This window comes from Bradyrhizobium sp. JYMT SZCCT0428 (assembly GCF_018131075.1).
Lineage (GTDB): Bacteria > Pseudomonadota > Alphaproteobacteria > Rhizobiales > Xanthobacteraceae > Bradyrhizobium.
Genome location: NZ_JAFCLS010000032.1, coordinates 47,349 through 73,416, shown reverse-complemented (window position 1 = coordinate 73,416; position 26,068 = coordinate 47,349). Strand labels below are relative to the sequence as shown.

22 protein-coding genes and 1 pseudogene are annotated in these 26,068 nt (G+C 64.0%); 13 read left to right on the top strand and 10 right to left on the bottom strand.

The window, feature by feature from the left end; genetic code table 11:
- Positions 1–19: 19 nt before the first annotated feature.
- The 4 genes and pseudogenes from JQ575_RS28640 to JQ575_RS28625 all read right to left on the bottom strand — a co-directional run bounded on the left by JQ575_RS28640 (position 20) and on the right by JQ575_RS28625 (position 3,370).
- Positions 20–409, bottom strand: a complete 390-nt coding sequence (locus JQ575_RS28640) for a RidA family protein (protein ID WP_212036553.1) — start codon at positions 407–409, stop codon at positions 20–22.
- Positions 410–503: 94 nt separating this feature from the next.
- A pseudogene (locus JQ575_RS28635) lies at positions 504–1,105 on the bottom strand (GNAT family N-acetyltransferase).
- A 120-nt stretch (positions 1,106–1,225) separates the two neighbouring features.
- The gene (locus JQ575_RS28630) at positions 1,226–2,368 is read right to left on the bottom strand and encodes a type III PLP-dependent enzyme (RefSeq protein WP_192738179.1); all 1,143 of its coding nucleotides are present in this window, start codon (positions 2,366–2,368) and stop codon (positions 1,226–1,228) included.
- A 744-nt stretch (positions 2,369–3,112) separates the two neighbouring features.
- Complete coding sequence (locus tag JQ575_RS28625) at positions 3,113–3,370, bottom strand: hypothetical protein (RefSeq protein ID WP_212036552.1); 258 nt, start codon at positions 3,368–3,370, stop codon at positions 3,113–3,115.
- Between the two features lie 210 nt (positions 3,371–3,580).
- On the opposite strand from JQ575_RS28625, the gene JQ575_RS28620 reads away from it, so the two are divergent.
- From JQ575_RS28620 to JQ575_RS28595, 6 genes are all read left to right on the top strand, one after another.
- Entirely contained in the window at positions 3,581–5,671 is a 2,091-nt protein-coding gene (locus JQ575_RS28620; protein WP_212036551.1) for a M3 family metallopeptidase, read from the top strand.
- A gap of 98 nt (positions 5,672–5,769) precedes the next feature.
- Positions 5,770–6,435 (top strand): DUF1007 family protein, encoded by a 666-nt coding sequence (locus JQ575_RS28615; RefSeq protein WP_212036550.1) that lies wholly within the window; start codon positions 5,770–5,772, stop codon positions 6,433–6,435.
- The gene (locus JQ575_RS28610; protein ID WP_212036549.1) at positions 6,432–7,580 is read left to right on the top strand and encodes a nickel/cobalt transporter; all 1,149 of its coding nucleotides are present in this window, start codon (positions 6,432–6,434) and stop codon (positions 7,578–7,580) included. Before JQ575_RS28615 ends, JQ575_RS28610 begins: the two co-directional genes overlap by 4 nt.
- Positions 7,581–7,707: 127 nt before the next feature.
- On the top strand, positions 7,708–8,361 hold the full coding sequence (locus tag JQ575_RS28605) for an aspartate/glutamate racemase family protein (protein ID WP_212036548.1): 654 nt from the start codon (positions 7,708–7,710) through the stop codon (positions 8,359–8,361).
- A 148-nt stretch (positions 8,362–8,509) separates the two neighbouring features.
- Positions 8,510–8,944: a hypothetical protein gene (locus tag JQ575_RS28600; RefSeq protein ID WP_212036547.1), complete on the top strand. Its 435-nt coding sequence runs from the start codon at positions 8,510–8,512 to the stop codon at positions 8,942–8,944.
- A 53-nt stretch (positions 8,945–8,997) separates the two neighbouring features.
- A complete protein-coding gene (locus JQ575_RS28595) occupies positions 8,998–9,432 on the top strand; it encodes a thioesterase family protein (protein ID WP_212036546.1) in 435 nt (144 codons plus the stop codon).
- On the opposite strand, the gene JQ575_RS28590 is transcribed toward JQ575_RS28595, so the two are convergent.
- Positions 9,429–9,758 (bottom strand): hypothetical protein, encoded by a 330-nt coding sequence (locus JQ575_RS28590; RefSeq protein ID WP_212036545.1) that lies wholly within the window; start codon positions 9,756–9,758, stop codon positions 9,429–9,431. The genes JQ575_RS28595 and JQ575_RS28590 overlap by 4 nt on opposite strands.
- A 763-nt stretch (positions 9,759–10,521) precedes the next feature.
- A complete protein-coding gene (locus JQ575_RS28585) occupies positions 10,522–10,920 on the bottom strand; it encodes an MAPEG family protein (protein WP_192738169.1) in 399 nt (132 codons plus the stop codon).
- Positions 10,921–11,008: 88 nt separating this feature from the next.
- Between JQ575_RS28585 and hemH the strand changes: the two genes are divergently transcribed.
- The 3 genes from hemH to JQ575_RS28570 all read left to right on the top strand — a co-directional run bounded on the left by hemH (position 11,009) and on the right by JQ575_RS28570 (position 13,757).
- Positions 11,009–12,046: a ferrochelatase gene (hemH, locus tag JQ575_RS28580; protein ID WP_212036544.1), complete on the top strand. Its 1,038-nt coding sequence runs from the start codon at positions 11,009–11,011 to the stop codon at positions 12,044–12,046.
- Positions 12,047–12,201: 155 nt separating this feature from the next.
- Positions 12,202–13,209, top strand: a complete 1,008-nt coding sequence (locus tag JQ575_RS28575; RefSeq protein ID WP_212036543.1) for an SPFH domain-containing protein — start codon at positions 12,202–12,204, stop codon at positions 13,207–13,209.
- 101 nt (positions 13,210–13,310) lie between these two features.
- Positions 13,311–13,757 carry an NfeD family protein gene (locus JQ575_RS28570; protein WP_212036542.1) on the top strand — a complete coding sequence of 149 codons (447 nt, stop codon included), beginning with the start codon at positions 13,311–13,313 and terminating at the stop codon, positions 13,755–13,757.
- Here JQ575_RS28570 and JQ575_RS28565 read toward each other — a convergent pair.
- Positions 13,754–14,095, bottom strand: coding sequence for a helix-turn-helix domain-containing protein (locus JQ575_RS28565; RefSeq protein ID WP_212036541.1), 342 nt, complete (start codon positions 14,093–14,095; stop codon positions 13,754–13,756). The genes JQ575_RS28570 and JQ575_RS28565 overlap by 4 nt on opposite strands.
- Before the next feature lie 70 nt (positions 14,096–14,165).
- On the opposite strand from JQ575_RS28565, the gene JQ575_RS28560 reads away from it, so the two are divergent.
- The gene (locus JQ575_RS28560) at positions 14,166–14,717 is read left to right on the top strand and encodes a carboxymuconolactone decarboxylase family protein (RefSeq protein WP_212036540.1); all 552 of its coding nucleotides are present in this window, start codon (positions 14,166–14,168) and stop codon (positions 14,715–14,717) included.
- A 106-nt stretch (positions 14,718–14,823) separates the two neighbouring features.
- On the opposite strand, the gene JQ575_RS28555 is transcribed toward JQ575_RS28560, so the two are convergent.
- Complete coding sequence (locus JQ575_RS28555) at positions 14,824–15,837, bottom strand: SIS domain-containing protein (protein ID WP_192738163.1); 1,014 nt, start codon at positions 15,835–15,837, stop codon at positions 14,824–14,826.
- A 192-nt stretch (positions 15,838–16,029) separates the two neighbouring features.
- Between JQ575_RS28555 and JQ575_RS28550 the strand changes: the two genes are divergently transcribed.
- The gene (locus JQ575_RS28550; protein ID WP_212036539.1) at positions 16,030–17,742 is read left to right on the top strand and encodes an outer membrane beta-barrel protein; all 1,713 of its coding nucleotides are present in this window, start codon (positions 16,030–16,032) and stop codon (positions 17,740–17,742) included.
- Between the two features lie 144 nt (positions 17,743–17,886).
- Positions 17,887–18,216: a hypothetical protein gene (locus JQ575_RS28545; protein WP_212036538.1), complete on the top strand. Its 330-nt coding sequence runs from the start codon at positions 17,887–17,889 to the stop codon at positions 18,214–18,216.
- Between the two features lie 115 nt (positions 18,217–18,331).
- Here JQ575_RS28545 and JQ575_RS28540 read toward each other — a convergent pair whose 3' ends face one another.
- Both JQ575_RS28540 and gltB read right to left on the bottom strand, forming a co-directional pair.
- Positions 18,332–19,789: a glutamate synthase subunit beta gene (locus JQ575_RS28540; RefSeq protein WP_212036537.1), complete on the bottom strand. Its 1,458-nt coding sequence runs from the start codon at positions 19,787–19,789 to the stop codon at positions 18,332–18,334.
- Between the two features lie 153 nt (positions 19,790–19,942).
- Positions 19,943–24,694 (bottom strand): glutamate synthase large subunit, encoded by a 4,752-nt coding sequence (gene gltB, locus JQ575_RS28535; protein WP_212036536.1) that lies wholly within the window; start codon positions 24,692–24,694, stop codon positions 19,943–19,945.
- A 485-nt stretch (positions 24,695–25,179) separates the two neighbouring features.
- Here gltB and JQ575_RS28530 point away from each other — a divergent pair, with 485 nt between their 5' ends.
- Positions 25,180–25,962 carry a hypothetical protein gene (locus JQ575_RS28530; RefSeq protein ID WP_312016041.1) on the top strand — a complete coding sequence of 261 codons (783 nt, stop codon included), beginning with the start codon at positions 25,180–25,182 and terminating at the stop codon, positions 25,960–25,962.
- Positions 25,963–26,068 lie beyond the last annotated feature (106 nt).

Sequence of the window (26,068 nt, the reverse complement as noted above, 5' to 3'; positions counted from 1 at the left end):
ACAAAAGGTGAGGGGTGGATCAGGCGCTGCGGCGCTTGGCGGTCACTTCGATTTCGATCTTCATCTCGGGCTTGTAGAGCCCGGCGACCACCAGAAGCGTCGCGGCCGGGCGGATGTCGCCGAGAACTTCGCCGCAGACCGCGAAATGGGCATCCGCGTCGCTGAGGTCGGTGATGTAGTAGGTCGCGCGGACGATGTCGGCCATCGCGAAGCCGCCTTCCTTCAAGGCGGCCTCGATGGTCTTGAAGCAGTTCCGTGACTGGCTCGTGACATCGTCAGGCATCGTCATGGTGGTGTAGTCGTAGCCGGTGGTGCCGGCGACAAAGGCGAAATCGCCGTCGATCACGGCGCGGCTGTAGCCGGCGGTCTTCTCGAACGGCGAACCGGTGGAAATGAGACGGCGGGGCATCGGAACCTCGATTGGCGGCCTGATCCGGAAATAGCTGATTTGGCGCGGTTTAAGGGCTTTTCGCCGGACCGCGCAACCCCTCTGACGCGACGGCTCAGGCCGCGTGCGGCACGGTCTGTAGGGCCTTCTTCGCGCGCGATGCTTTTGCCTTGTGCATTGGCGCGCCGGACGCCGAGATCATGCCCCAGGGCCGTCGAGCGCGCCCTCGCGCAGCTCGAGGCCGAGCAGGCGGTCGCGTTCGAACGGGCCGGGCAGCGCCAGCGCGCCGGTCTTTTCGGCCGAGAAGCCGAACCTGACGTAATAGGGCGCGTCGCCGAGCAGGATCACCGCGCGATGGCCACGCGCCGTCGCCGCCGCGAGCGCGTGGTCCATCAGCGCGGCCCCGACGCCAAATTGGCGGGAGGATTCCTCAACCGCCAGCGGGCCGACCATGAGCGCCGGGATGCCCCCGGCGCTGACGTGCCACAACCGGACGGTGCCCACGAGCTTCCCTCGTGCCACGGCCGACAAGGCAAGGCCTTCGGCGGGCGCACGTTCGTCGCGCAGGCGCTGGCAGGTGCGGGTATGGCGATTCGCGCCAAAGCAGGCATCCAGCAGCGCTTCACGCGCAACGACGTCCGAAGCCCGTTCCGCACGGATCGCGAACGGAACGGCTTTCGGGGTGAGGGCAGCAGTGGTCTTCCGCAAAGCAGTCATGGCACGTCAGTCCTCACTCCAACGGCAGATCACGCCGCGGAGCGTTGTCTCGAAATTCGCAATAATAGGGGGTGGGAGCCGGCGCGCCGGCTCCCGGTTAGTCAGGCCTCAGTGGCCAGTTCAGATGTGGTAGGTCCGCAGCGGCGGGATGCCGTTGAACGCCACCGACGAGTAGGTCGACGTATAGGCGCCGGTGCCTTCGATCAGCAGCTTGTCGCCGATCTCGAGCGTCACCGGGAGCGGATACGGCAGCTTCTCGTACAGGACGTCGGCGCTGTCGCAGGTCGGGCCCGCGAGCACGCACGGCGTCATTTCCGCGCCGTCATGCGGCGTGCGGATGGCGTAACGGATCGACTCGTCCATCGTCTCGGCGAGACCGCCGAACTTGCCGATGTCGAGATACACCCAGCGCACCTCGTCCTCGTCGCTCTTCTTGGAGATCAGAACGACTTCGGTCTCGATGATGCCGGCATTGCCGACCATGCCGCGTCCCGGCTCGATGATGGTTTCCGGGATCTGGTTGCCGAAATGCTTGCGCAGCGCGCGGAAGATCGACCGGCCATATTGCAGGACCGGAGGAACGTCCTTGAGGTACTTGGTCGGGAATCCACCGCCCATGTTGACCATGGACAGGTTGATCCCGCGCTCGGCGCAGTCACGGAACACCGACGAGGCCATCGACAGGGCACGGTCCCACGCCTTCACCTTGCGCTGCTGCGAGCCGACATGGAACGAGATGCCGCACGGCTCCAGGCCCAGACGCTTGGCGAGGTCGAGCACGTCGACTGCCATCTCCGGATCGCAGCCGAACTTGCGCGACAGCGGCCATTCGGCGCCGGCGCAATCATAGAGGATGCGGCAGAACACCTTGGCGCCGGGCGCGGCACGGGCGATCTTCTCGACTTCGGCGGCGCAATCGACCGCGAACAGGCGAATGCCGAGCGCGAAGGCACGCGCGATGTCGCGCTCCTTCTTGATCGTGTTGCCATAGGAGACGCGATCCGGCGTCGCGCCGGCAGCCAGCGCCATTTCGATCTCGGCCACCGTTGCGGTGTCGAAGCACGAGCCCATCGAGGCGAGGAGCTGCAGCACTTCCGGCGACGGGTTTGCCTTCACCGCGTAGAACACGCGGCTGTCCGGCAACGCCTTCGCGAAGGTCTGGTAATTGTCGCGCACGACTTCGAGGTCGACCACGAGGCACGGCTCGGTGTCCTGGCCCTCGCTGCGGCGGTTGCGCAGGAATTCCTGAATACGTTCGGTCATAGCACTCTCCCAAACGGCCCAGCGACGGGATCCGTTCAAAAAATTGATGTCGGATATGAGCGCTCCGGCCACATCGCGCGATGGAGGCGCGTTGAGACCAAAAGACTCAGATCAGACTGTGCTGCCGTGGATTGGTTGGGAATTTCCCGCCCGCACACCTGGCAATGAAGGACAAGCCTTTTCAGTAGCCCGCGCCGGCGTTGGAATGCCGGTAGAGACCAAAAAAGCCCGATCCGTCGTTGCTTTAAGTCGCGTCCCCCGTTGAGAGCGGGGTGCGCCGGTTCGCCTCCGGCTGCCAGTCACGGTTGCAAAGGATGCAGAGACCTTCAACGGCATCTCTTGAGAGAGATGCTGGCCGCTTATAAAGCGACCCTCGGTTCTTCATCCCTTGGCGGCTGTCCGGCCTCTTGTCCGGATACCTACCGACTGACACACGACCACAGGCACGTGCGAAATTGGGCAAGGCTGGAAATAAGGCTTTTGATTCCGCTTCGCAACTATTTTTTTAGGCTGGGGACAAATTTGCCTAACGTGTGCTTACAGCAGCGCGCTCAGCGCGTCTGTTGACGTCGCTCAGCGCGTCGCTTGACGTCGCCAGCGCGTCTGTTGACGTCGCTCGTCACGCGCTGGCGGCGTCAAACATGAACAGCCGTTAAGATTTCTCGGGCAAATTACGGAGCGTTGTCGCGTGAAGTGGAATCGCGAAAGCGTCTGTGCCGCAGCGCTTTCTTCGCTTCAAGCGCGTCAGCTGCGTTTCCAGAACGGCTCGATGCGCTGAGCTTGGCGGATGAAGCCGACCATGATCACGACGCCGATGCCGAACATCACCGCCTGCAGGATGTGCGCGCCGGTGTCGGAGAGTCCGAGCAGGATGCCGAGCGCCCAGCCGCCGGCGAACGCCGCGCCGAACACCTCGGCGCCGATCAGGATCGCCGCCGAGATGACGGTGATGACGCTCGGCCAGATGATCTCGCTCTTGGCGCCGGAAGGCTGCATGCTCATGGAAACGGGTCCTGTTGGGTGGGCGCAATCTCTCCGAAAAGGCCCCCACTATCAAGCGTAAAAGGCCCAAAAATGCCGTATCGCGTGATATAGATTGACGCATCATTCAGAGCGTTTTCGAGCCGAAGTGGATACCGGTTCGCGTGAAGGAAACGCGTCAAAAACAAGGCTGGAGCCCGAAGCGGCTTCAGCGCGAAAGCGGGATTTGTGATGTCGGAAACCCAGCAAAATGCAGCCCCGCCGGAAGCCCCGGCAAATCCGCTGCTCCGGCCGTGGCAGACGCCGTTCGAGACGCCGCCGTTTGCCGAAATTCTCCCTGAGCACTTCCTGCCGGCTTTCGAGCAGGCCTTTGCCGATCACGCCGCCGAGGTCGCCGCCATCACCCACGATCCCGCGGCGCCGGACTTCGCCAACACGATTACGGCACTGGAGCGCTCCGGCAAGCTGCTCTCCAAGGTCTCCGCCGTGTTCTACGACCTGGTGTCGGCGCACTCCAACCCGGCGATCCTGGAGATCGACAAGGAAGTGTCGCCGCGGATGGCGCGGCACTGGAATCCGATCATGATGAACGCGGTGCTGTTCGGGCGCATCGCCATGCTCCACCACAACCGCGCCACGCTCGGCCTCACTGGAGAGGAGATCCGGCTGCTGGAGCGCACCTACACCAATTTCCACCGCGCCGGCGCCGGCCTCGACGAAGCCGCCAAGGCGCGCCGGGCCGAGATCAACGAGCGGCTGGCCGAACTTGGCACCTCGTTCAGCCATCATCTGCTCGGCGATGAGCAGGAATGGTTCATGGAGCTTGGCGAGGACGACCGCGGCGGGCTGCCCGAAGCCTTCGTGGCCGCCGCCAACGCCGCCGCCGAGGCGCGCGGGATGCCCGGCAAGGCGATCGTGACGCTGTCGCGCTCTTCCGTGGAGCCGTTCCTGAAGAGCTCCGATCGGCGCGAACTGCGCGAGAAGGTGTTCCGCGCCTTCACCGCCCGCGGCGACAATGGCAACGCCAACGACAACAACGCCACCGTGGTCGAGATCCTCGCCCTTCGCGAGGAGGCCGCGAAGATCATGGGTTACCCGACCTATGCGGCCTATCGCCTCGAAGACTCCATGGCCAAGACGCCCGAGGCGGTGCGCAGCCTCCTGGAGCGGGTCTGGAAGCCGGCCCGGGCCCGGGCGCTCGCCGACCGCGACGCGCTGCAGGCCATGATCGCGGACGAGGGCGGCAATTTCGCGCTGGCGCCGTGGGACTGGCGCTACTACGCCGAAAAGCTGCGCCAGGTCCGCGCCAATTTCGACGACGCCGCGATCAAGCCGTATCTGGTGCTCGACCACATGATCGAGGCGGCCTTCGACTGCGCCACCCGCCTGTTCGGCGTCACGTTCTCGGAACGCAAGGATATCCCGGTGTGGCACCCGGACGTCCGGGTCTGGGAGGTCAAGGGCGCCGACGGCAAGCACAAGGCGCTGTTCTATGGCGACTACTTCGCCCGGCCGTCCAAGCGCTCCGGCGCCTGGATGACCTCGCTGCGCGACCAGCAGAAGCTCGACGGCGCGATCGCCCCGCTGGTGATCAATGTCTGCAATTTCGCCAAGGGCGCCGACGGCGAGCCGTCGCTGCTGTCGCCGGACGACGCGCGGACCCTGTTCCATGAGTTCGGCCACGGCCTGCATGGCATGCTGTCCAACGTGAACTACCCCTCGCTGTCTGGCACCTCGGTTTTCACCGACTTTGTCGAGCTGCCCTCGCAGCTCTATGAGCACTGGCAGGAGCAGCCGCAGGTGCTGCGGCAGTTCGCAAAACACTACCAGACCGGCGAGCCGCTGCCGGACGAACTGCTCACCCGCTTCCTGGCCGCGCGCAAATTCAACCAGGGCTTTGCCACCGTGGAGTTCGTCTCCTCGGCGCTGATCGACCTCGAATTCCACACCCAGCCGGCATCAGCCAGCCGCGACGTCGGCGCGTTCGAGAAGGCGGAGCTGGAGAAAATCGGGATGCCGGCCGAGATCGCGCTGCGGCACCGGCCCACGCAGTTCGGCCATATCTTCTCCGGCGACCATTATGCGTCGGGCTATTACAGCTACATGTGGTCGGAGGTGATGGACGCCGACGCGTTCGGCGCCTTCGAGGAGGCCGGCGACATCTTCGATCCCGCCACCGCAAAACGCCTGCACGACGACATCTACTCGTCGGGCGGCTCGCGCGACCCCGAGGATGCCTATGTCGCGTTCCGCGGCAGGGAGCCGGAGCCCGACGCGCTGCTGCGCCGCCGCGGCCTGCTCGAAACGCCAGAGGCGGCGTGAGTTCCTCGTCGTCCCTGCGGACGCAGGGACCCATAACCACTGATGTTCGTTGTGAAGGAACGCCTTTGCCACACTGCCAAAAAGAGACGACACGGCGTATGGGTCCCTGCGTTCGCAGGGACGACAGGTTACGTCTACTGTTCGGATTGTTGGGCTTGATCGTCGCGTCGCTGCTCGGCGTTGCCCCAGCCCAGGCCCATCCGCATGTCTGGATCACCGCCAAGAGCGAGGTGGTCTACGCCCCTCACGGCTCGATCTCGGGCGTGCGCCACGCCTGGACCTTCGACGACATGTTCTCGACCTATGCGCTGCAGGGCATCGAGACGAAGACAAAAGGCGTCTACAGCCGCGAGGAACTGGCGCCGCTGGCGCAGACCAATATCGAGTCGCTGAAGGAATTCGGCTACTTCACCTTCGCCAGGGCCGACGGCAAGAAGGAGAGGTTTCTGGAGCCGGTCGACTACTATCTCGAATTCAAGAATGACGCGCTGACGCTGCATTTCATGCTGCCCGCCAAGACGCCGTTCAAGGCCAAACAGGCCGCGCTGGAAGTGTTCGATCCTGCCTACTTCATCGATTTCAAGTTCGAGGACAAGGACCCGATCAAGCTGGTCGGCGCGCCCACCGACTGCAAGCTGCAATTCCAGAGGCCCAATGACGGCACCGCCAATGCGCAGCGGCTCAACGAAAACAACTTTATGAACGGCGACAATTCCAACTACGGCGCCATGTACGCCAACAAGATCTTGGTGGATTGCCCGTGAGGCGCCACACCAGCTTTGGCCACGCGCTCCTGATCGGGATCGCCGTGCTCGGCGCCATCGTCGCGGTCGACGGCGCCTTGCACGTCCTGCTGGCGCAAAACCCCTTCGGCGGCCCGCGGCCGGCCAAAGCCCCTGAGCCGCAGGTCGGCGGCATCGTCGGCTGGCTGCTGGCAAAACAATCGGAATTTTATCGCGAGATGTCGGCGACCATCCGCGCCGCCAAGTCTGACGGTTCGGCGGTCTGGACGCTGCTGGCGATATCCTTTGCGTACGGGATATTCCACGCCGCCGGTCCCGGCCACGGCAAGGCCGTGATCTCGTCCTACCTGGTCGCCAACCAGGAGACCGCGCGGCGCGGCATCGTGCTGTCGTTTGCCTCCGCGATGCTGCAGGCGCTGGTCGCGGTGCTGATCGTCGGCATCGGCGCCTGGCTGCTCAACGCCACCGCCAAGACGATGTGCGGGGCGGAAAAGGTGATCGAGATCGCGAGCTACGCTTTGATCGCAGCCTTCGGCGCCCGGCTGGTCTGGACCAAGGGCGGCGGTTTTATGCGCGCGTTGCAGGCCAAGCCGGTGCCCGCGATGGCCACCGCTACGGCTGCGGCCAGCCATCACCACGATCACCATCACCACGATCACCACCGCCATGAACATCAGCACCATGCCCACGCGCACGCTGACGCCCATGCGCACGGTCATGCCCACGCGCACGCTCATGCTGACGCTCATTCCCACGCCGACGGCCACGTCCATGACGAGCATTGCGGCCATTCCCACGGCCCGACGCCGGATCAGCTCGCCGGTCCCGGCGGCTGGCAGCGCGGCCTCGGCGCGATCTTTGCGGTCGGCCTGCGGCCCTGTTCGGGCGCGATCCTGGTTTTGGTGTTCGCGCTGGCGCAGGGCCTGTTCTGGGCCGGCATCGCCGCGACCTTCGTGATGGGCCTCGGCACCGCGACCACGGTCGCGACCATCGCCATCGTCGCGGTGTCGGCGCGCGGCCTCGCCGAGCGCCTCAGCGCCGGCCGTGAAGGCGGCGGCGCGCTGATCATGCGCGGCATCGAATTCGGCGCGGCGGGCCTCGTGCTGCTGTTCGGCCTCGGCCTTCTGTTCGGTTATCTTGCGGCAGAGCGGGTTACATGCCTCTGACCCGTAGCCCGGATGAGCGCAGCGACATCCGGGTAGCGTCCCCGCATATCGCGGAGCCTGTCATCGGGCGCGCATTCGCGCGACCCGTTGGCTCATGCGGGCTACTTGCTTGAACCGATAGACGCGCATGCGCCGCATCCTGCTGATCAATCCGAACAGTTCGGCGGCGACCACCGCCATGATGGTCGGCATCGCCCAAGCGGCTGCGGCCGGCGCGTGTGAAATTGCCGGCGCGACGGCGCGACGCGCACCGCCGATGATTGTCGAACCCGATGCGCTTGCCGCCGCAGCTGGCGAAGTCGTCGAGATCGCCGTCTCGAACGATGGCAGGTACGATGGTTTTATCGTCGCGGCGTTCGGCGATCCGGGCCTCGCGGAAGTCCGGGAGCGATGCCGGACGCCCGCGGTCGGCATCGCTGAATCGGCCCTTCGCGAAGCATCGGCCGGCGGGCGGCGGTTTGGGATCGCCACGACGACGCCGGCATTGAAGGCTGCCATTGATCGGCGCGTCGCCTCGCTGGGGCTGTCGGCGCAATACACCGGCCTTCGAATAACGTCCGCGGACTCCACGGAGTTGGTCAAGGACAAGGTTCGCCTGCGCGACGCGCTGGCCGATGTCGTTCGTCACTGCATTGACGATGACGACGCTGAGGCCGTCATTATCGGCGGCGGCCCGCTGGGCGAGGCCGCGCGCGAACTGGAGCCGATGTTCTCGATCCCGATCGTTGCGCCCATTTCCGCAGCGATACGGTCGATTCTTGCGATTCTGGCGCGGAAGTGATGGCGGCGCTCGCGCGGAATCAGCGGGTGCTTGATTCTCAGATTTAGGCAAAGTTTGATACGACTCCGTTTTAGACGTGCTGCAGGTGTGTCGAGCGACCTGTCCGCCATGTCGTTGCCGCTAAGCGTCAGCACTATAGGAGGCAGCAGTGACCATCAGATCAATTGCCGTCGCCTGCTTGCTGGTCCCGGTCTGCTGGGCTGTGACGGCAATGCCATCCCTCGCGGCCCCGATCTGCTGGATAGATCGTATCGCCAAGGCTAACGGCGGCATCGATATCTATTTCATAAAGAACGCAGTTTTGAACATAAGCGTCATGGAGAATCCCGGCGTTACCTCGGCTCGCTATACCGCACATAATGGTGTGGTCCGCGATGAAGGCGGTCGGGAGCAGGATCGCCTCTTTGTAAAGGATGGCGGCGAGTTCAATGCATTGCAACTGGCGCACGACAGCTGCACCTACAAGGTTAGCGCAAGCGGGGAGGTCGGCAAGGTCACCGCGAAGGCAGCACTGCGGTTGCATGGACTCCCGCCCGCTTTCGCGACGCAGACCATTGGGACGGATGGTACTGAAACGGATTAAAGCGTGTAGGGTAAGCGAGAGACGAGCCGGTAAGAGGCGCTACAGGGGATTCAATGTCACGCGAGCAGTTCTGGTTCTTCCACCCGTTTCGGGTGCGCTATTCCGAGATCGACGGGCAGGGCGTTGTGTTCAACGCGCACTACCTGACCTATTTCGACACCACCATCACCGAATATTTTCGTGCGCTGGGCTACGACCAGTATGCCGACTCCCGAAAGACCGGGATCGACTTCCACGTCGTCAAATCGCTGATCGAATACAAGGCGCCAGTGCTGTTCGACCAGGAGTTGGACGTCGGCGCGCGGGTGGCCCGGATAGGCAATTCAAGCCTCACCTTCGAACTCGCGATCTTCCTCAAGGGCGGCAACGAGGCGCTGGTGACCGGCGAGATCGTCTGGGTCTATACGGACCAGAAATCCCATCGTCCGGTCCCGATCCCGCAATCGATCCGGAATTTCATTGCGGCGCGGGAGCGGCATCTGGCTTAGAGCGAATTGAGGATGATGAGCGCGATCGCCAGGATGAGCAGAACCCACCATATCTGGACGGCGATGGCTACGAAGCCGAGGACGGCCGCGATACCTGCCAGCAGCTTTCCTTCCTTCATGATGATCGCGACGACGGCGAAAGAGATGGCGATCACGCCGAGCGCGGCCGCCCCCGTTGAGAGTACCTCGTTCCAGGTCGCCTGACCGACGAGCCCGGAAAGATAGATCCCCGGCACCAATTGCGTCAGCGCCGAGACCAGCAGCGCCAACAGGCCTGTCACGCTGCCGATAATGCTGAACCGGCGGGATTGTACGGCACTATCCATCACAGTATCCATCACATGAAATCTCCCGCGCCGCCTTGGAGCGAGCCGCGCTTGTGCAGCCTTGGTGTGATACAGCCGCTTGAAGGTTCAAACTGAGCTGCCTGACCCCGGACAGGCAAGCAAAGCTGCGGCAATTTGGCCCGACGGGCAAATCACTTCGGATTGTCGGAATTCATGTCAAGCCCCAGAATAAAAAATATTTCTGTTTTGCAGAAGATCAAACTAGTTTATATGAGAGCCATCCCGTCCCACTCAGAGGGCGTCGGCCGTCGTCACGGACGTTGGGCGGGTTGCGGTGGACGTTTGTTTACGCCTCGACGACGGCGTGGATGGGCGTACGGCAAAACCGTGTGGTCCTGGCGCCCGTTGCTGGTGTCAAGCCGTCGGCTAAGCGTGAGCTGAACCGGCGGTGACGGAGTCAACCAAGAACTCGTCTCCGGGGAGAGCACGGCATAAGCCGTAAAGCCATTGCGCAGGGAAGGCCGGGTGTTCTCCGCTGCCCTGTATGCTCGTGTGCATTTGTTTTGTGCAAACCGCACGCGAGACCGCGGGTGCAGCGCGCACCCGGTCTTCCCTGCGCCCTCTCTATGAGAGGGCAAGGAACTTCTGGCAAAGCTCGGGCGCAATGCGTCGCGAGAAGGCGAAACTGCATCCACTCGTCATTGCGAGCGCAGCGGAGCAATCCATCTATCCCCGCGTTGAGATATGGATTGCTTCGCTCGCAATGACGCTGAGAGGCCATAATATGACAGCGAAGCCTGCCTTACCCCGGCAAATACCCCTTGACCGCCGGCAGGAAGAAGATCGCGATGTTGATCGCAAAGCCGATGCTCCACAGGATCGAGCGCAGCGTCGGGCGGTTGCCGAGATAAGTGAAGACGTAGGCGATCCGCACGATCAGGAACAGTACCGCCAGTTCGTCGATCAAATGCTGCGGCCCGAGGCGAAACTCGGCCAGCAGGACCGCGACCGCGAAAAACGGAAAAGCCTCGATGCCGTTCTGATGGGCGCCCAGCGCCCGGGCGCGGATCGGATCCTCGTAGAAATCGGGGTCGCGGGGCCTGGCATTGTCGAAACGGCGAAACCCGATCCATTTGACCGAGGCGATCGTCAGCAAGTACAGCAACAGCGTTCCGAAAACGCACCATTCGGCGACCGTCATGGTTCCTCCCGCCCGCGGCAAGGCCTGAGCGTACCGAACCGATGCTTGTCTTGACAAGGATGGTGCAACGCGCGAAGCCACGCAAATCATGACCGTGGTCGTTCCCATAGGAAGTGCGAAGCCTGCACTGGCCGCCAAGCCGGAGCGCGTCGGCGTGCTGCTGGTCAATCTCGGCACGCCCGATACCGCCGATACCCGGGGCGTGCGGGTCTACCTCAAGGAATTTCTCTCCGACCCGCGCGTGATCGAGGACCAGGGGCTGCGCTGGAAGCTGATTCTCAACGGCATTATTTTGCGCATCCGTCCCCGCCGCAAGGCGCGGGACTACCGGAAGATCTGGAACGTCGAGAGGAACGAATCGCCGCTCAAGACCATCACGCGCGCGCAGGCCGAAAAGCTGGCGGAGGCGATCGCGGACCATGACCACGTCGTGGTCGACTGGGCGATGCGTTACGGCAATCCGTCGATCCGCTCGCGCATCGATGCCCTGACCGCGCAAGGCTGCGACCGTCTCCTGGTCGTGCCGCTCTATCCGCAATATTCCGCGGCGACCTCGGCCACCGTGTGCGATGAGGTTTTCCGCGTGCTGGCCGGCATGCGCGCGCAGCCGATCTTGCGCGTGACGCCGCCTTACTATGACGACCCCGATTACATCGATGCGCTGGCGGCCTCGATCAATGCGCATCTGGCGACCTTGCCGTTCCAGCCCGAACTGATCGTCGCGTCGTTTCACGGCATGCCGCAGAAATATGTCGACAAGGGCGATCCCTACCAGGCGCAGTGCATCGCAACAACCGACGCCTTGCGCCGGCGCATGGGCCTTGATGCGTCCAAACTGCTGCTTACATTTCAATCGCGCTTCGGCTTCGACGAATGGCTGCAGCCCTACACTGACAAGACCATCGCGCAGCTCGCGAAGGATGGTGTCAAGCGCATTGCCGTGGTGACCCCCGGCTTCTCCGCCGATTGTTTGGAGACGCTGGAAGAGATCGCGCAGGAAAACGCCGAAATATTCAAACACAATGGCGGCGAGCAGTTCGCGGCGATCCCCTGCCTCAACGACTCCGAGCCCGGCATGGACGTGATCCGCCAGCTCGTGTTGCGCGAGCTTCAGGGCTGGATTTGATATTCCCGCGTCAAGACGCCATACATCTGGCGGGCGTCAAACGGCTCCCTACGTAACCATTGCTAGAGAACAGCCGGGCTGAACCGGCGGTGGCATCCGGCAGACATATGGACGACCGCGTCCGGCAACGGTCTTGCCGGTTTTGGAGGGAATTCATGACTGGTTTCGACATTTTCGCGATTGCGCTTTTGCTGCTGGTCATTGTGACCCTGTTCGCCGGCGTCAAGACGGTGCCGCAAGGCTATGACTGGACCATCGAACGGTTCGGCAAATACACCCGCACGCTGTCGCCGGGGTTGAACATCATCGTTCCCTACTTCGACCGCGTCGGCCGCAAGATGAATATGATGGAGCAGGTGATCAGCATTCCCGAGCAGGAGGTGATCACCAAGGACAACGCCACCGTGACGGTGGACGGCGTCGCGTTCTATCAGGTGTTCGATGCCGCCAAGGCCAGCTACGAAGTATCCAATCTTGATCAGGCTATCATCGTGCTGACGATGACCAACATCCGCTCGGTGATGGGGTCGATGGATCTCGACCAGGTGCTGTCGCATCGCGACGAGATCAACGAGCGGCTGCTGCGCGTGGTCGACGCCGCGGTGTCGCCATGGGGGCTGAAGGTCAACCGCATCGAGATCAAGGACATCGTGCCGCCGGCGGACCTCGTCGAGGCGATGGGCCGCCAGATGAAGGCCGAGCGCGTCAAGCGCGCCGACATTCTGCAGGCGGAAGGCCAGCGGCAGTCGGAGATCCTGCGCGCCGAGGGCGCCAAGCAGGGCCAGATCCTGCAGGCCGAAGGCCGCAAGGAAGCAGCCTTCCGCGACGCCGAGGCGCGCGAGCGTTCGGCGGAGGCCGAAGCCAAGGCGACGCAGATGGTGTCCGAAGCCATAGCCAAAGGTGACGTTGCCGCGCTGAATTACTTCATCGCCGATAAGTACATCAAGGCGTTCGGGCAACTGGCTGAATCGCCGAACCAGAAGATCCTTATGCTGCCGATCGAGGCCACCAGCATTCTGGGCTCGCTCGCCGGCATCGGCGAGATCGCCAAGGCGACTTTCGGTGACGCCGCTACCGCGGCAGTCGCGCGGCGCGGTTCGGTGCCATCAACCGGTCCCGCCACGCCGCCACCGCCGCCGTCACCATTCTCGCCGCAGCGGTGAGGGTGATTTGATTATGAGCGCTGCCGCGTGTCGCCCCCTCTCCCGCTTGCGGGAGAGGGGGCGCACCGAGCGAAGCGTTGAGATACTAGAGAGGTCGTGTCATGGCCGATATGTTTGCTACCCTGGGCACCTGGAACTGGCTGATCTTCGGCTTCATCCTGATGGCGCTGGAATTGCTGGCGCCGGGTGTCTTCCTGTTCTGGCTCGGGCTTTCCTCGCTGATGGTCGGGCTGGTGTCGTTTGCGATCAATCCAACGTGGCAGACGCAGCTTTTGATGTTCGCGTTGTTCGCCGCTGCGGCGGTGCCGGCGTGGCGGCATTTTGCGAAGAGCGCCGGCAGCAGCAGCCAGAGCAACCCGTTCCTCAACCGGCGGACCGAAGCGATGATCGGCCGGGAGTTCACGCTGGAAAAACCGATCGTCGACGGCACCGGGACGGTGCGGATCGACGACACGATCTGGCGCGTCGCCGGCCCCGATGCCCCGGCCGGCAGCCGCGTCAAGGTCGTGCGCGCTGATGGCGCCAGCCTGACGGTAGCGGTGGCCTAGTCTGTCATGTGCTTGCTCCACCGCTCCGCAAAGCGGTGGAGAGGAAGAAAGGTTTCGTTCAGCTCCTGGCCGAGCCGGGTCAGGCCGTAGCCGTCGCCCGGCAGCAGTTCGATCAAGCCGGCCTCGCGCAGCTCGGTCAGGCGGGTCTGCATGACAGTCGGCGAGGCCTCGTCGCAGGCGGTGCGCAGTGCGCGCGAGGTCAGCGGTCCCTCGCGCAGCTCCCACAGGATGCGCAAGGTCCAGCGGCGCCCGAGCAGATCGAGCAGCGCCATGACCGGCCGGCCGGTGCGGGAGCCGCGGACGGCGCGTTTCTTCATGGCAGGGGCCTGTTTCGGCATCGGAAAGCCTCTTGCGAGCTGCTACAGATATTGTAGCGTGTTGCTACATTAATTGTAGCACAGTGAGCCGATGTCACAGACCGCGCCGCGGATCGCGCCGCTGCAGCCGCCTTATCCACCCGAGATTCAGCAACAATTCGACCGCGTCATGCGCGGCGCGCCGCCGCTGATGCTGTTCCGGGTGATGGCCGGCCAGCCCCGCGCCTGGGAGAAATTCCGCGGCGGCAGCCTGCTGGATCGCGGCCCGCTCAGCTTGCGAGAACGCGAGATCGTGATCGACCGCACCTGCGCGCGGACCGGCTGCGAATACGAATGGGGCGTGCATATCGCGGCGTTCGCGGAAGCCGCCCACCTGACCGCCGAACAGGTCCGCGCCACCGTGCTCGGCGATGCCAAGGCCGCCTGCTGGTCGGAGGCCGAGCAGGTGCTGATCGCAACCATCGATACGCTGCACGAGCGCGCGACGCTCGATGAGGCCGAGTTCAAGGCGCTGTCGGCGCATTATGACGACGCGAAGATATTCGAGATCATCCAGCTCTGCGGATTCTATCGCACGGTGTCATATCTGGCGAATGCGCTGGTATTGCCGCTGGAGGAGACGGCGGCGAGATTTCCGAAGTGACGGCGAACTAATCGCCGTCATTCCGGGGCGATGCAAAGCATCGAACCCGGAATCTCGAGATTCCGGGTTCACGCTTCGCGTGCCCCGGAATGACGCCTGGAATCGTCTACGCCACGCCCGCGCGCAATAAATCATGCAGATGCACGATGCCGACCGGCTTGCTGGCGTCGGTCACGATCAATGCGGTGATCTTCGACGAGTTGAGGATCTCCAGCGCCTCGCCTGCGAGCAGGTCGCGGCCGATGGTCTTCGGATTCTTCGTCATCACCTCGTCGACGGTGGCGGTCATCAGATCGGGCCGCATGTGGCGGCGCAGATCGCCGTCGGTGACGATGCCGACGATATGGCCGCGACCGTCCGTGATGCCAACGCAGCCAAAGCCCTTCGACGACATCTCGACCAGCGCATCCGACATCTTGGTACCGAGCGGCTTCAGCGGCACCGCGTCGCCTGAATGCATGAGGTCGCGGGTGTATTTCAACAGCGCGCCGAGCTTGCCGCCGGGATGCAGCACGCTGAAATCGACCGAGGTGAAGCCGCGGCCTTCGAGCAGCGCGATCGCCAGCGCGTCGCCGAGCGCCAGCATCATAAGCGAGGAGGTGGTCGGCGCCAGATTATGCGGGCAGGCCTCGCGTGCCTTCGGCAAGGTCAGCGCGACGTCGGCGGCCTTGCTCAGGGTCGATTCCCGGTCCGCGGTCATCGCGATCAGGGGAATGGAAAAGCGGGTGGCATAGGTGATGAGATTCTTCATCTCCGGCTGCTCGCCGGACCATGACAGCGCCAGGATGACGTCGTCGGCGGTGATCATGCCGAGATCGCCATGGCTGGCTTCGGCGGCATGGACAAAGAACGCCGGCGTTCCGGTGGAGGCAAAGGTCGCCGCGATCTTGCGGCCGATATGGCCCGACTTGCCGAGGCCGGTGACGATCAGCCGGCCCTTGGCGTTGCCGATGCAATCGACGGCCGCCGCGAACGGCGCGCGGAGGTCGGACTGCAGCGCCGCCGTGATGGCGGCGATGCCGCCGGCCTCGACATCGAGCGTGCGCAGGGCCGACTCGATGGCGGCGTTGGCGTGATCGGTGCCGGATGATTTTGCCATCAGCGGTTTCGGCTTGGCCATGTCTCAAATCCAGGGAAGAGGGACAAAGCCCCCGGACCCCTCCTTAGCACGGCCGATTTGGCGATGCGACGCGGGCCGCCGGCTCTCAACGGGTCATTAACCATAATTGTTTTAACTCCATTAACGACGTTTTCCCGCGCGCTTGGAGCACGTCGAATAAGTAGCTGACGTTGTTGGAGTATTTTCATCGTGATGGCAGGTCCAGTAAGGGGCCAAAGCAGGCGCGCGACAGTGTTCCGCGCGGTATTGCCATGCCTTGCGCTGATTGCCCTGACCGGGACCATTGCGCAGGCCCAGACCGTCACGCCTGACCTGTTCAGCCCGACCCGCAGCAGCCAGTTGATGCCGGTGGATTCGCCGCTGCGCCGGACCAGTGCCGAGGCCAACGATAAAACCAGCGACGAGGCCAACGACGCCCGGGTTCGCGACAAGGAGAAGCCCGCGCCGTCGCGCATCGGGGCGATCCCGCGCTATGGCCTGCCCGCCGCCAGCGGCGCTTCCAGCTCCGGTTACGACTCGCTCAACCGCAAGCTTCAGAAGCCGAAATATTATCCGGGACAGGTCCGGCCGAAACCGCCGCCGGGACCCGGCAGCCGGCCGCCGCTGCTGTCGAATACGCCGCTGCGGCTTTCGATTCCGCCGTCGCAAACCGCAAACAAGGCCCCGATCCCGCCGGCGATGGCCGGCACGGTGGTGGGCCAGCCCGCACGCAAGCGCCTCAAGATCGATGACGATCCGTTCGGCCCGGTCGGCGATTACGCCGGCAGCTTCCTGATCAAATCGGCGCTCGAACTCTCGGGCGGCTACAACACCAACCCGCGCCGCACCGTCGATGAGAAGGGCTCGCCGTTCTATGTGATCGCGCCGGAACTGCTCGTCATGTCCGACTGGGAGCGCCACGCTGTCGTCGCGGATCTGCGCGGATCGTTCACCGGCTACGGCAACACCTTTCCGCCGCCGGCCGACGGCACGGTTTCGCCGGCGCCGGTCGTGGTCGATCGTCCGGATTTCACCGGCCACGTCGACGGCCGTCTCGACGTCTCGCGCGACACGCGGCTGCTCGCGCAGGCGCGGCTGCGTCTCGCCACCGACAATCCGGGCAGCCCGAACATTCAGGCCGGCCTGCAAAGATATCCGGTCTACGCCACGTTCGGCGGCACCTTCGGCTTCGACCAGAATTTCAACCGCCTGCAGGTTTCCGGCGGCGCCACCGTCGATCGCACCGCCTACACCTATTCCAAGCTCACCGACGGCACCTCGACCAGCAACGACGACCGCAACTTCAACCAGTTCGGCGGCGTCGGCCGCGTCAGCTACGATCTGATGCCGGGCTTGAAGCCGTTCGTGGAAGCGCAGGCCGACAGCCGCGTGCATGATTTGAGACTCGACCGCAGCGGCTTCGCGCGCGATTCCACCGGCGGCTACGTCAAGGGCGGCACGAATTTCGAATTCTCGCGGCTGCTCGCCGGTGAAATCGCGGTCGGTTACGCCGCGCGCGACTATGTCGACAGCCGCCTCAACCGCCTCGAAGGCCTGCTGACCTCGGCTTCATTGACCTGGACGGCGACACCGCTGACCACGGCCAAGTTCTATTCCGACACCACGATCACCGAGACCACGCTGCCCGGCGTATCCGGCGTGCTGACGCACATCTACACCGTTGAAGTCGATCATGATTTCCGCCGCTGGCTGACCGCGATCGGCAAGTTCACCTGGGGCACGCTCGACTACCAGGGCGACAACCGCAAGGACAAGATCTACACGGTGTCTGGCGACCTGATCTACAAGATGAACCGCAATCTCTGGGTCAAGGGCACGGTCCGCCGCGATTGGCTGGATTCAAACCTCCCCGGCAACAGCACCGCCGCCACCGTCGTCATGCTCGGCGTGCGCCTGCAGCACTGAACTTCATCGCCTCGCTTGTGTGCTCAAGGCAAGGGAGGCGATTGTGACACACCGCTAACGGTTGTGTGACGCTGTCACACCCACTAGCGCTTGACCGCGGAGCAAAGCGGCCCCACTCTAGTGGCCCTTACAGAAGGAGTTTCAATGGCCCAGGGCAAAACTGCCTCCCGCAGCATTTTATCACGTACTTTGGCTACGATTATTCTCGTTGGCATCTATTGTTTCAGCATCGTCGGTGTGACGGCGCTGATGGTTGGAGGATCGACGACGGCGGCGTACGCGCAGCGCGGTGGTCGTGGCGGCGGAGGCCGTGGCGGCGGTCGCGGCGGCGGACGCGGACGCGGCGGCGGACGCGGTTATTACCGCGGCGGTGGTCGTGGCTATTATCGCGGCGGCGGCTATGGTCGCGGCTACGGTTATGGCGGCGGCTATGCTGCCTGCTACTATGTTGCCGGCGTACGGGTCTGTCCGTAAGACGACATTCCGTAGGACTGACATCTACAAGAATGGATACGAAAAACTGGTGCAGCACGCGAGGGCGCGCTGCACCAGTTTTGATTTTCTACGGTTCAATTGCGGCCGGCTGCGTTCAGCGCGGCAGCGTGGTCGATCCCATCAGATACTGGTCGATGGCGCGGGCGCAGAGGCGGCCCTCGCGGATCGCCCACACCACCAGCGACTGGCCGCGGCGCATGTCGCCGGCGGAGAACACGTTCGGCACGGACGTCTGGTAGTCGGTCAGGTTGGCGCGAACGTTGCCGCGCTGGTCGAGATCGACGCCGAGCGTCTTCAGCATGCCGTCATGGACCGGATGCACGAAGCCCATCGCCAGCAGCACCAGCTGCGCGTCGAGTTCGAATTCGGTGCCGGCGATCGGCTGGAATTTTTCGTTGACCTGCACGCAATGCAGCTTCTGCACCTTGCCGTCGACGCCGGAGAATTTCTGCGTCAGCACCGCGAATTCGCGGCGGGCGCCTTCGGCCTGGCTCGATGACGTTCGCATCTTCAACGGCCAGTTCGGCCAGGTCAGGCCCTTGTTTTCGTGCTCGGGCGGCGCCGGCATGATTTCGAGCTGGGTCACGGACTTCGCGCCCTGCCGGAACGACGTGCCGATGCAGTCCGAACCGGTGTCGCCACCGCCGATCACGACGACATGCTTGCCGTCAGCGAGGATGTCCGCGGCCGCCCCGAGCGGCTCGGAGGAGACGCGGCGGTTTTGTTGCGGCAGGAAATCCATCGCGAAGTGGATGCCGTCGAGGTCGCGGCCGGGGATCGGCAGATCGCGGCCGGCTTCGGCGCCGCCGGTCAGGGCCACCGCGTCGTATTGCCGGTGCAACTCGCGCGGATCGATCGCGCCCGGCGAAGCTCCGCCGACATGGACACCGTAATGGAAGGTGACGCCCTCGGCTTCCATCTGCGCCACGCGGCGGTCGATGACGTGCTTTTCCATCTTGAAATCGGGAATGCCGTAGCGGAGCAGGCCGCCGGCCTTGGCGAACTTCTCGTAGACATGGACGTCATGGCCGGCGCGCGCGAGCTGCTGCGCGGCGGCGAGGCCCGCAGGCCCGGACCCGACGATCGCAACCTTCTTGCCGGTCTTGCTGGGGGCGATTTCCGGCTTCAGCCAGCCATTGTCCCAGGCGCGGTCGACGATCGCGCATTCGATGGTCTTGATGGTGACCGGGTTGTCGTCGATGTTGAGCGTGCAGGACGCCTCGCACGGCGCCGGGCAGATGCGGCCGGTGAACTCCGGGAAATTGTTGGTGGAGTGCAGATTGCGCGAGGCTTCTTCCCAATTGTCCTGATAGACGAGGTCGTTGAAATCAGGGATCTGGTTGTTGACCGGGCAGCCCGGCGTACCCGGCTGAACCGAGCCGGTGCCGTGGCAATAGGGAATGCCGCAATTCATGCAGCGCGCGGCCTGGTCGCGGGTGTCTTTCTCGCTCAGCGGAATGACGAATTCGCGATAGTGCTGCAAGCGGTCGGCTACGGGCGCATATTTGCGGTCGTGCCGGTCGATTTCCAGAAAACCTGTGATCTTGCCCATTAAACCCAACGTTCCTGCAACTTAAGCTTCGTCGTTCCTCCCCGGAACCTCATCCTGAGGAGCGGCGTCTTCGCCGCGTCTCGAAGGATGAAGGCCCGACCGTGGCCTCATGGTTCGAGACGGCGCAAGCGCCTCCTCACCATGAGGATAACATTACGCCCCGATTGCGATCTTCGGCTCGGCGTCGGCATTCGCCTTCAATTCCTTCAGCGCGCGGCGGTATTCCACCGGCATCACCTTGCGGAATTTCGGCAGCCAGGTCTTCCAGTCGGCGAGGATCTCTTCGGCCCGCTTCGAACCGGTCAGCTTGGCGTGGCGCGTGATCAGGACGTGCAGTCGCTCGACGTCGGAGTCGAGCAGGTTCTGGAACACGTCGACCCTGCCATGCGCTTCGAGATCGCCGGTGTGGTGGTAGGTGTTCTGGTTGATCATCTCTTCCGAGAGCACCGGCTCGAGCTCGACCATCGCCATGTTGCACAGCTTGGCGAAGTCGCCGGCCTCGTCCAGCACATAGGCGATGCCGCCGGACATGCCGGCTGCGAAGTTGCGCCCGGTCTTGCCCAGCACCACGACGATGCCGCCGGTCATGTATTCGCAGCAATGGTCGCCGGCGCCTTCGACGACCGCGACCGCGCCGGAGTTACGCACCGCGAAGCGCTCGCCGGCGATGCCGCGGAAATAGCATTCACCCTCGATCGCGCCGTACATCACGGTGTTGCCGACGATGATGGACTCTTCCGGCACGATGCCGGAATTGCGCGGCGGCTTGACGATGATGCGACCGCCCGACAGGCCCTTGCCGACATAGTCGTTGCCTTCGCCTTCGAGCTCAAAGGTGACGCCGCGCGTCAGCCAGGCGCCGAACGCCTGGCCCGCGGTACCCTTGAGGCTGACCTGGATGGTGTCGAGCGGCAGGCCGGCATGACCGTAGATCTTGGCCAGCGTGCCCGACAGCATCGCACCGGCCGAGCGGTCGGTGTTGTTGATCTCCTCGTCGATCTTCACCGGCGCGCCGCGGTCGATCGCGGCCTGCGCCTTTTCGATCAGGCGGCGGTCGAGAACAGCTTCCAGATGATGGTCCTGCCTCTCGGCGTGGTAGATCTTCTGGCCGGGCTGTTCCTTCTGGCGCACGAACAGTTTTGAGAAGTCGAGGCCCTTGGCCTTCCAGTGCGCCACCAGCGTCGACTGGTCGAGCATCTGGGTCTGGCCGACCATCTCGTTGAAGGTGCGGTAGCCGAGCTGGGCCATGATCTCGCGGACTTCCTCGGCAACGAAGAAGAAGTAGTTGATGACGTGCTCGGGCTGGCCGGTGAAGCGCTTGCGCAGCACCGGATCCTGCGTCGCGACGCCGACCGGGCAGGTGTTGAGATGGCACTTGCGCATCATGATGCAGCCGGCCGCGATCAAGGGCGCGGTGGCAAAGCCGAATTCGTCGGCCCCGAGCAGCGCGCCGATCACGACGTCACGTCCGGTGCGGAAGCCGCCGTCGACCTGGACCACGATGCGGCTGCGCAGCCGCTCGCGGACCAGCGTCTGGTGGGTTTCGGCAAGGCCGATTTCCCACGGAGAGCCTGCGTGCTTGATCGAGGTCAGCGGCGACGCGCCGGTGCCGCCTTCGAAGCCTGCGATCGTCACATGGTCGGCGCGTGCCTTGGCGACGCCGGCGGCCACGGTGCCGACACCGATTTCGGAGACCAGCTTGACCGAGACCTGACCGTCCGGATTGACGTTCTTGAGGTCGTAGATCAGCTGCGCCAGATCCTCGATCGAATAGATGTCGTGGTGCGGCGGCGGCGAGATCAGGCCGACGCCCGGCGTCGAATGCCGCACGCGCGCGATCACGGCGTCGACCTTGTGGCCGGGCAACTGGCCGCCTTCGCCGGGCTTGGCGCCCTGCGCCATCTTGATCTGCATCATGTCGGAGTTGACGAGGTACTCCGTCGTCACGCCGAACCGGCCCGAGGCGACCTGCTTGATCGCCGAGCGCATCGAATCGCCGTTCGGCATCGGCTTGAAGCGATCGGCCTCTTCGCCGCCTTCGCCGGTGTTGGACTTGCCGCCGATCCGGTTCATTGCGATCGCCAGCGTGGTGTGCGCCTCGCGCGAGATCGAGCCGAAGCTCATCGCGCCGGTGGCGAAGCGCTTGACGATGTCCTTGGCGGGCTCGACCTGGTCGAGCTTGATCGGCTTGCGCTTCTCGTCCTCGGCGGACTTGATCCGGAACAGGCCGCGCAGCGTCAATAGCCGTTCGGATTGCTCGTTGAGGATTTTGGCGAACGCCTTGTAGCGCTCCAGCGAGTTGCCGCGCGCGGCATGCTGCAGCATCGAAACCGATTCAGCGGTCCAGGCGTGGTCCTCGCCGCGGGTGCGGTAGGCATATTCGCCGCCGACATCGAGCGCGGTCTTGTAGACCTGCGCGTCGCCGAACGCATCGCTGTGACGGCGGCAGGTCTCCTCGGCGATTTCGGCAAGACCCACGCCTTCGACCCGGGTGTGGGTGCCGGCGAAATACTTGGCGATGAAGTCCGCCTTCAGGCCGACGGCGTCGAAAATCTGCGCGCCGCAATAGGACTGGTAAGTCGAGATGCCCATCTTGGACATCACCTTCAAGAGGCCCTTGCCGATCGACTTGATGTAGCGCTTGACGATCTCGTAATCGTCGAGCGAGCCGGGCAGGCGGTCCTTCATCGCGATGATGGTTTCGAACGCCAGATACGGGTTGATCGCTTCGGCGCCGTAGCCGGCTAGGCACGCAAAGTGATGCACTTCGCGCGGTTCGCCGGATTCGACGACGAGGCCGACCGAGGTGCGCAGGCCGGTGCGGATCAGATGATGATGCACGGCGGCGCAGGCCAGCAGCGAGGGGATTGGAATCCGGTCCGAGCCTGCCATGCGGTCGGACAGAATGATGATGTTGACGCCTTCGCGCACCGCGCCTTCGGCGCGCGCGCAGAGTTCGTCGAGCACCTGTTCGAGTCCCGCCGCGCCGAAGCCGGCATGGAAAGTCGTGTCGAGTGTGCGCGACTTGAAATGGCTGTCGGCAACGTCGGAAATCGAGCGGATCTTTTCCAGGTCCGCGTCGGTCAGGATCGGCTGGCGCACTTCGAGACGCTTGGTCGAAGCGAGGCCCTGCAGGTCGAACAGGTTCGGCCGCGGTCCGATGATCGAGACCAGGCTCATGACAAGCTCTTCGCGGATCGGATCGATCGGCGGGTTGGTGACCTGCGCGAAGTTCTGCTTGAAGTAGGTGAACAGCGGCTTCGGCCGGTCCGACAGCGCCGAGATCGGCGTGTCGTTGCCCATCGAACCTGCGGCCTCTTCGCCGGTCGAGGCCATCGGCGTCATCAGGATGGTGACGTCTTCCTGCGAATAGCCGAACGCCTGCTGCCGGTCGAGCAGCGGCAGGTTGGAGCGCATGCCCTTGCTCGATGCGTCGGGCAATTCCTCGAGCTGGATCTGGGTGCGATGCAGCCAGTCGCTGTAGGGGTGGCTCTTGGCCAGATCAGCCTTGATCTCGTCGTCGGGAATGAGGCGGCCCTGTTCGAGGTCGACCAGCAGCATCTTGCCGGGCTGCAGCCGCCACTTGGTGATGATCTGGTCCTCGGGGATCTTGAGCACGCCCATTTCGGACGCCATCACGATGCGATCGTCCTTGGTAACGAGATAGCGCGCCGGCCGCAGGCCGTTGCGGTCCAGCGTTGCGCCGATCTGGCGGCCGTCGGTGAAGGCGATCGCGGCCGGGCCGTCCCACGGCTCCATCATCGCGGCGTGATATTCGTAGAAGGCGCGGCGCGTCTCATCCATCAGGGGATTGCCGGCCCAGGCTTCCGGAATCATCATCATCACGGCGTGCGGCAGCGAGTAGCCGCCCTGCACCAGGAATTCGAGCGCGTTGTCGAAACAGGCGGTGTCGGACTGGCCCTCATAGGAAATCGGCCACAGCCTGGAGATGTCCTTGCCATACAGTTCGGAATGCACCGAGGCCTGCCGCGCCGCCATCCAGTTGACGTTGCCGCGCAGCGTGTTGATTTCGCCGTTATGGGCGATCATCCGGTAGGGATGCGCCAGCGACCAGGCCGGGAAGGTGTTGGTCGAGAAGCGCTGATGCACCAGCGCCAGCGCGCTCTCGAAATCCGGCTCGTGCAGATCGGGATAATACTTGCCGAGCTGGTCGGCGAGGAACATGCCCTTGTAGATCACGGTCCGGCACGACATCGAGACCGGGTAATAGCCGGCAAGGCCGCGGTCGCGGCGCTGATAGATCGCCTGCGAGATCGACTTGCGCAGGATGTAGAGTCGGCGCTCGAAATCATCCTCGGTCTTGGTCGTGCCGTTGCGGCCGATGAACACCTGCATGCAGGATGGCTCGGTCGGCTTGACGGTTTCGCCGAGCGAGGAATTGTCGGTCGGCACGTCGCGCCAGCCGAGCAGCTTCAGGCCTTCGTTCTTGATCTGGTCGGCGATGATGCTCTGGATGACTTTGCGCCACGCCGTCTCCTTCGGCAGGAACAGCGCACCGATAGCGTACTCGCCGGGCTTCGGCAGCTTGAAGCCGATCTCGGCGGCCTTGCGCGCGAAGAACGCGTGCGGGATCTGCACCAGGATGCCGGCGCCGTCGCCGGCGCGCGGATCGGCGCCCACGGCGCCGCGATGTTCGAGGTTGCAGAGAATGTTGATCGCGTCGTCGACGATCTGATGCGACTTCCGGCCCTTGATGTTGGCGATGAAGCCGACGCCGCAGGAATCCTTTTCGAGGGCAGGATCGTAAAGTCCTTCGGCCGGCGGGCGCCAGCTCCATTCGCGCTGCGGCTCGGTAGGAGACATGGCGTCGTCCGGTTTCGAGATAGCGGTCGCCGACAGCGTTTCTGTCACGATGTTTTCGCGCTCGAATTCCGACCCGCTCATCTTAGTCCTCTCAATCAGGTCAAGGGCCTTAACTGTCACCGGCGCACCTTGGGCGCTTGCGGCACCCACCGGGCCACCGCTCGTCCGCCGCGAGCCGAAATTTCCTAAATTCAGGCTTGGGCGTTCAACGTCCCTGAGGAACGGCCTTGCCTGTACTTGCCTGGAGCTCGAAGCCGCCAGACTTTCGTTGCAATCCCTGTGCCGGGAATGCCCGCAATTGAGACAGTGATGCTGTCCTAACTCCCGACCATGCCAAATTTTTCTCTATCACACAAGCACGTGAAAGTCCCTGCCCGCATGGCTGATCCGTGCCTGTAGCGGTCGAAACACACTGTCCCAGCCTGCCGAAACATACTGCCCCGGATTTGGGGCAAACGCGCCGCGATCCGGCCCAAGGACCGCCGAATTTCACAATGAAATTTGGTTCCGGGACGGCCGGGCAAGAGAGCGAGCACGCTCCAGGCAGGGGCTAACAGGAGCAATGGATGATGAAGTTCTTCACAGGATGGGTTTTTGCGGCGGGGACGGTTCTCGCCACAACGGCCGCACAGGCGCAGGTACCGGCGCCTTACGAGGCCGGACGCTCGCCTTATTATTCGGTATCCGACATTGGCGACCCCTATTATGCACCGCCCCGTTATGCGCCGCCGCCGGCATACCCCGGGCCGCGTTACGGCTATGGGCAGGGGCCGATGCTGCTGCCGGCGACCGAGGTCTACACGGTGGTGCGCGAGAGCGGATTTTCGCCGCTCGGCATCCCGCAGCAACGCGGCTTCGTTTACACGATTTCGGTGATCGACCGCGGCGGGGATGACGGCCGCCTGATCATCGACGCGCGCACCGGCCGGATCATCCGCTTCATACCGGCGCACCGGATGGGCGATAATTTCAACGACGATCTGACCATGAATTACGGCCCGCCCGGACCGCTGCCGCCGACCCATGCCAGGGGTGCGCCCCGGCCGCCGAAGCCGACCCCGCAGGTCGCGAGCCACACCGTGCCGGTGCCAAAGCCGAGCCCGCTCGCCGCCAAGCAGGCTACCGCCGAGCCGACCGCAAAAGCCGCGGCGGCCAGGCCGGCCACCGTCGAGCCTGCGGCCAAACCCGCAGCAGCAGTGGAACCGGTGCAGCAATCGGCGGCAGCTCAGCCGAAATCGGCCGAAGCGCAAACGCCGCCCGCGGCCGTGACGACAGGTGCGGTCCAGGCCAGGCCGGTACCGCAGATCGCCCCGACCCAGGACATGCCGAACGTGCAGGGGCTGGACTAGAGCCTTTCCGTTCCGATGGAATCGGAACGGGACTCTAGATTCTTGATTTGACGCGTTTTCTTGACGCGAACCGGTGTCCACTTCGCTGGAAAACGCTCTAGGTGTT

Bases quoted from the DNA above. Each gene is read 5' to 3' on its own strand.
- JQ575_RS28640 (WP_212036553.1), bottom strand. From the start codon at position 409: ATGCCCCGCCGTCTCATTTCCACCGGTTCGCCGTTCGAGAAGACCGCC.
- JQ575_RS28630 (WP_192738179.1), bottom strand. From the start codon at position 2,368: ATGACCGAACGTATTCAGGAATTCCTGCGCAACCGCCGCAGCGAGGGC.
- JQ575_RS28625 (WP_212036552.1), bottom strand. From the start codon at position 3,370: ATGAGCATGCAGCCTTCCGGCGCCAAGAGCGAGATCATCTGGCCGAGC.
- JQ575_RS28620 (WP_212036551.1), top strand. From the start codon at position 3,581: ATGTCGGAAACCCAGCAAAATGCAGCCCCGCCGGAAGCCCCGGCAAAT.
- JQ575_RS28615 (WP_212036550.1), top strand. From the start codon at position 5,770: ATGGGTCCCTGCGTTCGCAGGGACGACAGGTTACGTCTACTGTTCGGA.
- JQ575_RS28605 (WP_212036548.1), top strand. From the start codon at position 7,708: ATGCGCCGCATCCTGCTGATCAATCCGAACAGTTCGGCGGCGACCACC.
- JQ575_RS28595 (WP_212036546.1), top strand. From the start codon at position 8,998: ATGTCACGCGAGCAGTTCTGGTTCTTCCACCCGTTTCGGGTGCGCTAT.
- JQ575_RS28590 (WP_212036545.1), bottom strand. From the start codon at position 9,758: ATGGATAGTGCCGTACAATCCCGCCGGTTCAGCATTATCGGCAGCGTG.
- JQ575_RS28585 (WP_192738169.1), bottom strand. From the start codon at position 10,920: ATGACGGTCGCCGAATGGTGCGTTTTCGGAACGCTGTTGCTGTACTTG.
- hemH (WP_212036544.1), top strand. From the start codon at position 11,009: ATGACCGTGGTCGTTCCCATAGGAAGTGCGAAGCCTGCACTGGCCGCC.
- JQ575_RS28575 (WP_212036543.1), top strand. From the start codon at position 12,202: ATGACTGGTTTCGACATTTTCGCGATTGCGCTTTTGCTGCTGGTCATT.
- JQ575_RS28570 (WP_212036542.1), top strand. From the start codon at position 13,311: ATGGCCGATATGTTTGCTACCCTGGGCACCTGGAACTGGCTGATCTTC.
- JQ575_RS28565 (WP_212036541.1), bottom strand. From the start codon at position 14,095: ATGCCGAAACAGGCCCCTGCCATGAAGAAACGCGCCGTCCGCGGCTCC.
- JQ575_RS28560 (WP_212036540.1), top strand. From the start codon at position 14,166: ATGTCACAGACCGCGCCGCGGATCGCGCCGCTGCAGCCGCCTTATCCA.
- JQ575_RS28555 (WP_192738163.1), bottom strand. From the start codon at position 15,837: ATGGCCAAGCCGAAACCGCTGATGGCAAAATCATCCGGCACCGATCAC.
- JQ575_RS28550 (WP_212036539.1), top strand. From the start codon at position 16,030: ATGGCAGGTCCAGTAAGGGGCCAAAGCAGGCGCGCGACAGTGTTCCGC.
- JQ575_RS28545 (WP_212036538.1), top strand. From the start codon at position 17,887: ATGGCCCAGGGCAAAACTGCCTCCCGCAGCATTTTATCACGTACTTTG.
- JQ575_RS28540 (WP_212036537.1), bottom strand. From the start codon at position 19,789: ATGGGCAAGATCACAGGTTTTCTGGAAATCGACCGGCACGACCGCAAA.
- gltB (WP_212036536.1), bottom strand. From the start codon at position 24,694: ATGAGCGGGTCGGAATTCGAGCGCGAAAACATCGTGACAGAAACGCTG.
- JQ575_RS28530 (WP_312016041.1), top strand. From the start codon at position 25,180: ATGATGAAGTTCTTCACAGGATGGGTTTTTGCGGCGGGGACGGTTCTC.